We start from the raw sequence: 8,356 nt of genomic DNA, 5'->3' as shown, positions 1-8,356 counted from the left end.
GCCGGCAGATTTGTCGGCAAATGAACTTACCTGCCCATGAGCGACACGCTCCTTCCTTTCCCCTGGCTTGACCTGGTGCTGATCCTCGCGCTGATCGCGCTCAACGGCGTGCTGTCGATGAGCGAGCTGGCGATTGTCTCGTCGCGCGAAGCCAGGCTCAAGGCGATGGTCAAATCTGGATCCAAAGGAGCCAGATACGCCCTCGATCTTGCGGCAGAGCCGGGGCGGTTCCTGTCGACCGTGCAAACCGGCATTACGCTGATCGGGATCCTTGCCGGCGCCTATTCGGGCGCAAGCCTCGGCGAGCCGACTGCGCAGCGGCTGGCGATTATCGGGATTGATCCTGAAACCGCGGAAAGCGTCGGCTTTGGCCTGGTGATCATGGTCACAACCTTTGCTTCGCTTGTCATCGGTGAACTAGTCCCGAAGCAGTTCGCCCTGCGCAATCCGGAAGGCATTGCCGCGGTCATGGCCCGGCCGATGTACTGGTTGAGCAAAATCACGGCGCCGTTCGTCTGGTTGCTCGACCAGACCAGCGCGCTGATCTTTCGCGCCCTTGGACTCAACCGCGAAAACAAGAATGTCGTGACCGCCGAAGAGCTTCACCTGGTGGTTGCCGAGGCCCAATCGGCCGGCGTGCTGGAGGAGAGCGAGCGGGCGATCATCTCCGGCATCGTCCGGCTGGCAGACCGCCCGGTTCGGGAAGTAATGACTCCCCGAACCGAGATCGACTGGATCGATATCAGATGCAGCCGGGACGAAATACGCGCGGCGCTTGCCAACACGCCGCACAGCCGCCTGCCGGTCGCGGACGGGTCGGTCGACAATATCGTTGGTGTTGTGGCTACGCGCGACATGCTGACCGCGTTGCTCGACGGCCAGGAACTGAACCTAAAGACCCTGAAACGCAGCGCCCCGGTGATCCCGGATCTCATGGACGCGATGGATGCGCTGGCAGTGCTTCGATCGGCCGAGGTGCCGCTGGCCCTGGTGCACGACGAATATGGCCACCTCGACGGTATCGTCACGCCGGGGTCTATTCTTGCTGCTCTGGCCGGCGCCTTCGCCAACGATCTCGACGAAGGCGAGGACCCGCCGCTCATCGAGCGGGACGATGGTAGCTGGCTGGTCTCTGGTGCGGCCAATGCCGACCTCCTCAGCGACCGGATCGGCGTTTCCATGCCTGACGACCGCGACTATTCGACCGTGGCCGGCTTTGCTCTCTCTGTCCTGAAAAAGATCCCGGAGACCGGTGAAACCTTCAAATTCGACGGCTACCGGTTTGAGGTGGTCGACATGGACGGTCGCAAGATCGACAAGCTGCTGGTCAGCCGGCCCAAGCGGAAAAGGACGGAAGGGGAGGGCGCGACCAACGAAGCGCCGCCGGCCTAACCGGGTTCAGAGATTGCCGAACTTGGCCTGATATCCGTCGATATCGCCGCGAGCGAGATAGTCGGCCTGTTCGACAATCCGGTCACGTTCGAACCTGCCGCGAAATGCGCCGAGCGATTCATCGAGCGCTTCCACTTGGCCGGGCGACAATTTGGCAATCTGGTCGAAGCGCCTGATGCCGCGCTGGTTGAGAATTTCGGCCAGCTTGGGGCCGACCCCCTTCAACTTGATCAGATCGTCCGGCGGTCCGCCGGCTCCAGGCAGTTCGGCATGTACCTTGGCGCCGATAATCGGGCCGGCGACATCGCTGGCGGCCGCGGCAACCTCATCGGAAAAGCCATGCCCTTCGCCACGCGCGGGCTTCTGGTTCATGTGAGGGCGCAGCGGGACACTGTCGGTCAGCCGGACATTTTGCTTTGGGCGGAAGTAGAGCCAGCTGGCAATCAGGCCGGCGAGCAGCCCAACCAGAAGAACGGGCCAATAGATTTGGATGAATTCCACCGCCTATATCCTCTTCTTCCACCGATTGGCGCGGCGCCTGAGCTCAACAACATAGCCGATCACCATCCCTGCCGCGAACCCCGCGAGTCCGAGCAGTTGAGCTTCGACTGCGAGCGGGATCATCGAACCTGCCTTCCTTCCTGCGGCAATGAGCCGGGGTCCCATCGCACCTCAAGCACGCCTGGCGTTTCATCGAGAATGCGAACGAGTTCCGCACGCTGAAAATCATCGGCCGGCCCGCTGAGGATCAGGCGTCGCGATAAGGGACCGCGCTGCATGTGCGCTTGAACCATGGGCAGTTCGTAATAATCGAGCGTGCGGCGCGCGCTCGCTTCGGACACGGCGGCCAATCTATCGCCAGCACCAAGCTGACCATGCCAGAGGCCTGTAAAGCCCACGGTTGCGGCGATGCCGAGCAGGACGATCATACGGCGGTTCATGCGGTGCGCTCCAGTTCGCGCCAGCCGATATCACGGCGACTGAAGCCGTCGGCAAAGTCGATGGCTTCGACCGCGCTGTAGGCCCTGTCCCGCGCCTCGCCGATCGACCGGCCTCGCGCGGTGACCGCCAGGACACGTCCTCCGCTGGCGACGAGCTGGCCATTTTCCATGGCCGTTCCGGCTTGGAACACGGTCACGCCGGGAACCTGCTCCGCTTGGTCTATGCCGCGAATTGCGCCGCCTTTGGCCGGCGTGCCTGGATATCCGCTGGCGGCAATAATCACGGTCATGGTCGTGTCGCTCGACAAGGACGGCGCCCCAATCGCCGAGCCATTGGCCACCGCTAGAAGGAGCTTGGCGAAATCGCCCTCGATGCGTGGCATGATCGCCTCGCCCTCCGGGTCGCCGAAGCGGACATTATATTCGATCAGCTTGGGCCCGTCCGCGGTCAGCATCAGGCCGGCATAAAGCACGCCGCTGAATGGAGTTCCGGCCTCCGCCATGGCGCGCGCAGTCGGTTCGACGATCTCGCGCATCGCCCGCGCCTCGAGTTCGGGGGTCAGCACCGGCGCCGGGGAATAGGCGCCCATGCCTCCGGTATTGGGACCGGTGTCGCCCTCGCCGACCCGCTTGTGGTCCTGGGCCGAAGCCAGCGCGATCGCCCGATCGCCATGGACCAGCGCGAACAGGCTGGCTTCCTCGCCGTTGAGAAACTCCTCGATCACCATCGGCCCGTCGCCGGCGGCATGGATTGCGGCCTCCGCCTCGGCGCGGGTCATGGCGACGGTTACGCCCTTGCCCGCCGCCAGGCCATCGGCCTTGATCACCACCGGGATCGTGAAGCGATCCAAAGATGATAGAGCAGATGACACAGAGTCGGCGCGGACGTAGGCGGCTGTAGGAATTCCGGCCCTGGCGCAGAGGTCCTTGGTGAAGCCCTTGGAGCCTTCGAGCCGGGCCGCGGCGGCGCTGGGTCCAAAGGTCGCGATGCCGGCCGCGCGGGCGGCGTCGGCGACCCCGGCGACAAGGGGCGCTTCGGGGCCGATCACGAGTAGGTCGATCGCGCGCTCGCGGGCCAGCGCGACCACCGCTTCGGGGTCGCATGGGTCGATCGCGACGCACTCCGCCCAGCGGGCGATGCCGGGATTGCCGGGTGCGGCGATCAGAGCGCCGCAGCTTGGCGATTGCTTCAAGCGCCATGCCAGCGCATCTTCGCGCCCGCCCGAACCCAACAGCAGGATATTCATGACGCCTTCCACCCTTGGCCCCGACGATCTCGACGCTTCCGGCCTCCTAGCCGAGGAGAAGAGCGGCGACAACGCGCCCGCGCTGTCGGTCAGCGAGCTGTCGGGCGCGCTCAAGCGCACGGTCGAGAATGCGTTCGGCTTCGTCCGGGTGCGGGGCGAGATCAGCGGTTGGAAGCGCCATGCCTCGGGCCATTGCTATTTCACGCTGAAGGACGAAGGCGCCTGCATCGACGCCGTCATCTGGAAAGGGCAGGCAGCCAGTCTCGCCTTCCGCCCCGAAGACGGCGCCGAAGTGATTGCGTCGGGCAAGCTCACCACCTACCCCGGCCGGTCCAAGTACCAGATCGTCGTCAGCCGGATGGAGCTGGCCGGCGAGGGGGCGCTGATGGCGCTGCTCGACAAGAGGCGCCGCGCGCTCGCCGCCGAAGGTCTGTTCGATGAAGCGAAGAAGCGCCGGCTGCCCTATTTGCCGCGCGTGATCGGGGTAGTGACGTCGCCGACCGGCGCGGTGATCCGCGATATCCTCCATAGGCTGGAGGACCGCTGCCCGACCCATGTCATCGTCTGGCCGGTGCCGGTGCAGGGCGAAGGAGCGGCGGAGAAGGTCGCCGCCGCGATCCGCGGGTTCGCCAGCATCAGCCCCAGGCCCGACCTGCTGATCGTCGCCCGGGGCGGCGGGTCGATCGAGGATTTGTGGGCATTCAACGAGGAAGAGGTGGTGCGCGCCGCCGCCGCCTCGCCGATCCCGCTGATTTCCGCCGTGGGACACGAGACCGACACGACCCTGATCGATTTTGCCTCGGACCGCCGCGCTCCAACGCCGACCGCCGCCGCCGAAATGGCGGTCCCGGTTAGGGCCGAGTTGGCGGCGACCCTGGCCGAATATGATCATCGCATGGCGGCCAGCGCCACTCGCTCGTCGGCACGGGCGGGCGAGCGGCTGGAGCTCATGGCCTCGCGCTGGCCCGAGGCGGCCAACCTGTTCGCACCCTTCGCCCAGCGGCTCGACGATGCCGGCGAGCGCCTGCCGCGCGCGCTGGTCCAGCGCACCGCCCATGCCCGCGCCGATTTGGCCGAGGTCGCGCCGCGGCTGCAGGCGCGGCTGGTGACCGAGCGGATCGCGCGCGCGCAGGAGAGATTGGGGGCACTGTGGCGGCTGGCCGAACTGGCCCATCCCGAAAAGCCGCTGCAGCGCGGCTTCGTCCGGGTCACCGATCGCGCCGGCAAGACCATCATCCATGCCGCCGATGCCCGCGCCGCGGTCGCGGTCGACCTGCACTTTGCAGACGGCCGGGTGGCCGCCCATATAGGCGATGGCGCGGCGCCGGTCCCCTTCCGTCCGGCCAAGCGCAAGACTAATGTAGCCCCTGGGCAACCGGGATTGTTCGATGAGGAATGACGCATGTTGATGGGCGCCGCGCGCGAGGCGAAGATCCACTATCTCGACGGCACTTTTCGCTTGCTTGCAGCGGGCGACCATGTCCGCTGCGCGGTAACCGCCGCAGTCATTCCGCTCGATGAGCTCAGATACTGGTCGGTCGAGCGGCAGGAAGCCTATGCCGACGCTGCCGCCAGCCTGGAGGCCGAACGGCGGGCGGGAAAAATCTGACGCCTAGTTCAGTCTCTTTACCTTGACCCCGGGCGAACCCTCGACGGCCATGAAGTAGCTGCCCAGCGTTCCCTTCTTCACAACGACCTTGTCGCCATTGATCGGCGGAATGGCGAACGGCTTGCTGTCGATCTGCGTCCAGCGACTGCCGTCGGCGAGCCGGAAGATATAGCCACCGTCGGCATTGAAGGCGGTGCTGACCAGGGTGCCGTCGATCTGCTTGATCTCCACCTCATCGTCGTCATCGCCGAAAATGCCGAGGTTGGGGATGGAGAAGCCGAACAGGCCGCGCTTGGTCTTCTTGACCGATTCCCGGTCCATGACGACCAGGTCGCGCTTGGCAACCGCCTCGCTCACCGCCGCCGCCGCCTTGTCATAGCAGGCCAGCCGCTCGGCATTGTCGGTGATGGCGCGGCAATTGAGCAACGTCGTGACCTGCGCCGGAGGCGGGCCTTCGGCGATCTTCTTGGGTGCCGAGGCGGCGGGGTCTGCGGCAAGAATCAGTCCAGCAAGCGCGACCACCCCGACCGATGCCAACCTGACCATGAAATCGCCTCCTGACCCAAATCCTTGACGGCACCTTAGGCATAGCGCGCTTTTGGGGACAAGAGAGAGGCGGGGAGCCTAGTGTTGCAGAAACACTACAGACGCTGGACAACTCGACAGCAAAGCCCCTCGGCGCGTTGCGTTGTTTCGACCCTTTCACTTATTCAAGTCGGCAGTTCGGCAGTGTCTCACTGCTGCACACGCATGGCTGCATCCCCGGTGCAGCTCATAAGGGGAAGACTTTTATGAAGCTCGATTTTCGTCAGCGGCTGCTCGGCACGACCCTATTGGTCGGCGCCAGCATGCTTGCCACCCCGGCGTTCGCACAGGACGCGCCGGCACCCGACACGACCGATGCAGCGGCAGCACCGGCTCCTGAAGCCACTGCCCCGGCCGAGGAGCCGACCAAGGACATCGTCGTCACCGGCACCCGCATTCCTTCAGCGAACCTCGAATCGGCCGCGCCGGTTACCGTGGTGTCGGCCCAGGACTTCAAGCTTCAGGGCACAAGCCGCGTCGAAGACCTGCTGAACTCGCTGCCGTCCGTCGGCGCGTCGCAGGCCTCGGGCGTCTCGAACGGCGCATCGGGCACCGCGGAAGTCGACCTTCGCTATCTCGGCTCGAAGCGCACCCTGGCGCTGGTCAACGGCCGCCGCCTGACCCCGGGCGACCCCAACAGCACGACCCAGGCCGCCGACCTTAACTTCATTCCTTCCTCGCTGATCAAGCGGGCCGAAGTGCTGACGGGCGGCGCCTCGTCGGTGTACGGTGCCGACGCGGTCGCGGGCGTCGTCAACTTCATCATGGATACCAGCTTCACCGGTATCAAGTTCGACGGCCAGTACAGCTTCTACCAGCATAACAACACCAACCCGTCGCTGGGCACGCAGTGCTTGAACGCCCAGGGCAGCGCGGGTTGTAGCGCCGCGGGCCAGGACCAGACCATGGCCTCGATCCTCGCCGGTCGCGGTTACACCGCACCGACCGGCTCGGTGGCCGATGGCGGCTCGTTCGACGGCACGGTCTCGATCGGCGTCAATTTCGACGACAACAAGGGCCATGCGGTCGCCTATTTCGGCTATCGCAACGTCAACCCGGTCCTCCAGGCCCGGCGCGACTATAGCGCCTGCGTCATCCAGGAATCGGCGCGTGTGACCAACGGCTTCTTCCCGTTCGTCTATGGTCCTCGCAACACGCGTTGCGGCGGTTCGGCGACGTCGAACCCGGGCAACGCCGTGATCTTCACCTCGACCAGCACCGTGACGGAGTTCGGCTCGCCGTTCCTGCTCGTCACCTCGACGGTCGCGGGTATCACGCCGACCGGCTTCGGTGGAGCGAACATCTACAACTTCGCCCCGCTGAACTACTACCAGCGGCCTGACGAACGCTATATCGGCGGCGTCTTCGCGGACTATGAAATCTCGCCGGCAATCAAGCCGTACCTTGAATTCATGTTCATGGACGACCACACGCTGGCGCAGATCGCTCCGTCGGGCGACTTCGGCAACACGCTGACGATCAACTGCGACAACCCGCTGCTTGCGCCCGGCCACTTCAACCGGCTGTGCGACCCGAACGGGTTGAACATCATCAACGGCTTCCTGGGTAACTTCCCGCTGGCGGCCGGTGCGCGTTACAACCCGAACCCGGGCAACGCGCCGATCGATTTCGTCAACACCGATCCGAATTCGCCGGGCACGACTTACAACCGCGCATACTTCCAGCTGCTGCGCCGCAACACGGAAGGCGGTCCGCGTATCGCCGACCTGACGCACACCAGCTATCGCGGCGTACTCGGTTCGAAGGGCGACCTTGGAAAGACCTGGTCGTACGACGCTTATTATCAGTATGGCCGGACTAACTATTCGCAGGTCTACAAGAACGAATTCTCGATCGCCCGGCTGACTCGTGCGCTCGACGTCGTGACCGACACTCGTGCGGGTGCGGCGCCGGGCTCAGTCGTTTGCCGTTCGGTGCTCGACCAGTCGGATCCGACCTGCGTCCCCTACGACATCTTCTCGGCTGCGGGTCCGTCGCAGGCGGCGGTCAACTACCTCAACGTCTTCGGCGTCATCCAGGGCCGCACGTCGGAACAGATCGTTCACGCCGACTTCACCGGCGCGCTCGGCGATTACGGGCTCAAGTTCCCGTGGGCCGAGGACGGCATTGGCGTCAATCTGGGCGGTGAATATCGCAAGGAGAGCCTGGCGCTTAATCCTGACCAGTCGTTCCAGACGGGCGACCTCACCGGTCAGGGCGCCCCGACGCTTCCGGTCAACGGCAGCTTCCGGGTGATCGAGTTCTTCGGTGAATCCCAGATCCCGGTCGTCCAGAACAACTTCATCTATGACCTCACGTTCGGGGCCGGCTATCGCCGTTCCTTCTATGAGCTGAGCAATGGCCGTAAGTACAACACCGACACCTACAAGCTGTCGGCCGAGTTCGCTCCGATCAAGGACGTCCGGTTCCGTGCCGCCTATAACCGGGCGGTCCGCGCGCCGAACATCCAGGAGCTGTTCGCGCCGCAGTTCGTCGGCCTCGACGGCAGCAACGATCCGTGCACCAAGGTCATCACAGCCACGGATTATGGCTGTCTCTACCAGGGGCTGACGGTCGGTGCG

Annotated in this window: 8 protein-coding genes; 4 read left to right on the top strand and 4 right to left on the bottom strand. The window is 64.8% G+C overall.

Annotated features, from left to right (window positions below; translation table 11 throughout):
• Positions 1-36 precede the first annotated feature (36 nt).
• Entirely contained in the window at positions 37-1,392 is a 1,356-nt protein-coding gene (locus Q0C64_RS12830; protein WP_294124233.1) for a hemolysin family protein, read from the top strand.
• 6 nt (positions 1,393-1,398) lie between these two features.
• Here the strand turns inward: Q0C64_RS12830 and Q0C64_RS12825 are convergent, their stop codons facing one another.
• The 3 genes from Q0C64_RS12825 to purD all read right to left on the bottom strand — a co-directional run bounded on the left by Q0C64_RS12825 (position 1,399) and on the right by purD (position 3,580).
• Positions 1,399-1,893, bottom strand: a complete 495-nt coding sequence (locus Q0C64_RS12825) for a hypothetical protein (RefSeq protein WP_294124232.1) — start codon at positions 1,891-1,893, stop codon at positions 1,399-1,401.
• Positions 1,894-2,012: 119 nt separating this feature from the next.
• On the bottom strand, positions 2,013-2,333 hold the full coding sequence (locus tag Q0C64_RS12820; protein ID WP_294124231.1) for a hypothetical protein: 321 nt from the start codon (positions 2,331-2,333) through the stop codon (positions 2,013-2,015).
• Complete coding sequence (purD, locus tag Q0C64_RS12815) at positions 2,330-3,580, bottom strand: phosphoribosylamine--glycine ligase (RefSeq protein ID WP_294124230.1); 1,251 nt, start codon at positions 3,578-3,580, stop codon at positions 2,330-2,332. The genes Q0C64_RS12820 and purD overlap by 4 nt, the downstream gene beginning before the upstream one ends.
• Between purD and xseA the strand changes: the two genes are divergently transcribed.
• Entirely contained in the window at positions 3,579-4,979 is a 1,401-nt protein-coding gene (gene xseA / locus Q0C64_RS12810) for an exodeoxyribonuclease VII large subunit (RefSeq protein WP_294124229.1), read from the top strand. The genes purD and xseA overlap by 2 nt on opposite strands.
• A 3-nt stretch (positions 4,980-4,982) precedes the next feature.
• Positions 4,983-5,189 (top strand): DUF2093 domain-containing protein, encoded by a 207-nt coding sequence (locus Q0C64_RS12805; protein WP_294124228.1) that lies wholly within the window; start codon positions 4,983-4,985, stop codon positions 5,187-5,189.
• 3 nt (positions 5,190-5,192) lie between these two features.
• Here Q0C64_RS12805 and Q0C64_RS12800 read toward each other — a convergent pair whose 3' ends face one another.
• Positions 5,193-5,735, bottom strand: coding sequence for a hypothetical protein (locus tag Q0C64_RS12800; RefSeq protein WP_294124227.1), 543 nt, complete (start codon positions 5,733-5,735; stop codon positions 5,193-5,195).
• 245 nt (positions 5,736-5,980) lie between these two features.
• On the opposite strand from Q0C64_RS12800, the gene Q0C64_RS12795 reads away from it, so the two are divergent.
• On the top strand, positions 5,981-8,356 hold a 2,376-nt coding region (locus Q0C64_RS12795; RefSeq protein WP_294124226.1), incomplete at its 3' end, for a TonB-dependent receptor.

Source organism: Sphingomonas sp. (assembly GCF_023266535.1).
Classification (GTDB): Bacteria; Pseudomonadota; Alphaproteobacteria; order Sphingomonadales; family Sphingomonadaceae; genus Sphingomicrobium.
The sequence above is the reverse complement of the archived record's forward strand: the minus strand, read 5'-3'. Positions and strand labels throughout refer to the sequence as shown.